The sequence below is a fragment of the Corallococcus praedator genome, assembly GCF_003612125.1.
In the GTDB taxonomy this organism is placed as follows: Bacteria; Myxococcota; Myxococcia; order Myxococcales; family Myxococcaceae; genus Corallococcus; species Corallococcus praedator.
In genome coordinates, this window is sequence record NZ_RAWI01000754.1 from 1 (window position 1) to 1,339 (window position 1,339).

A 1,339-nucleotide genomic window follows, 5' to 3' on the forward strand; every position below is an offset into this window, starting at 1 on the left:
CCCCCGCCCTGCCCGTCACCTGCATGCCACGCACCTCCGGGCTGTCCCCCAGCGCGTCGCGCACGCCCTTGGGCAGGTCCTGGTGAGCCTGGGCCATCGTGACCTGTCCGCCATGAATGAGGACGGCCGCACCGACGGCGGGAACGGAGATGACGCCCGCCTGCACGAGCCTTCGCATCATCTCCACCCACTCGGCGGAGACCACCATCCGCGAGCCCACCATGACGCCACCCGAACTCATCACGAGGCCCACGCCCAGCGTCATGGGGGCCGAGGGCGGCCCGCGCGGCAGGGCCATCTTCATCGTGGAGATCATCGCGACCATCTCCACCGCCTGCATCGCCGCGATGACCTGCCCGCCAAGCTTCAGGGTCTCGCGGGTCTCCCGCTGGAGCGTGTCGAACTCACGCGTCAGCTTCCCCATCCGCTCGGGCATCGCGGTCGTCGCCGCCTCCACCCGCTCCGGGTCCAGTGAGGCGAGGTCCGTGAGCGTGGGCTCCATCAGCCCCTGCACGCGATGAAGGTCCACGAAGAGCTTCTCGGCGCTGCACATGGGGCAGTGACGGAGCACGGCGTCCGCGAGGTGGAGGAAGTCCACCCAGGTGGCCAGCAGAAGGGTTCCGAATTGAGCTGCCTGGAGCTTTGGCCCCGTCATCCGCAGGAGGCCCAGTTCCATGTCCGTGTCGCCGACTTCCGAGGCCGCATCCGTCAACACGGTGGCGCTCCCAAGCGCGGCATGAAGCCACGTCACCTGCTTGGAGCCTTGGTCGAGGTAGCGAGTGAAGGCACCCGTGAGGCCCCATCCGCCAAGGTCCGGAGGACGGGCCGCCAGCTGGGTGAACGCGGCCTCGACGTTGCGCAGGGAGCTCTTCACTTCGTTCGTGGCGTCGAGGACTGCCTGCCGCGTCGATGCAGCACTCCAGGCCCCGCCCCCAGCGGCTGCCTCCCTGCTGACGTCTCCCACGGCTGTCACGTCGTCACGCGACTGCTGGCGGCGCAGGAGCCGTTGCTCGGGCCCGGCAAGAGCGCGCGGGAGGGAGTTCCAGGCGCGCGGGGGCTCATCGTTCGGAGCATCCACCCACGCGGGCGAGGTGGCCTCTCGCGGCGTGTAGCTCAAGCCTCGGCCACGCCCAGGCACCTGCGACACGGAGGCGCATCCCGTGGCCAGCAACACCAGCGTCAGCACCAGGGCGTCAGCGCGCATCGTCCACCCCCAGGCCCACCGAGGCGAACGCCCCCGGCCGCAGCGTCCCTTCCGGCGTGGGGAAGAGCAGCGTGCCACCCGTCCCCATCGCGTAGAGCTTTCCGCCCAGCAATCGCCAGCGGGCTTCGGCGGCCC

General features: G+C 70.3%; 1 protein-coding gene. It reads right to left on the minus strand.

What is annotated here, in order from left to right:
* A partial coding sequence (locus tag D7Y13_RS41485) for a DUF2380 domain-containing protein (protein ID WP_120631062.1) occupies positions 1-1,204 on the minus strand: 1,204 nt, incomplete at its 3' end.
* Between the last annotated feature and the right edge of the window lie 135 nt (positions 1,205-1,339).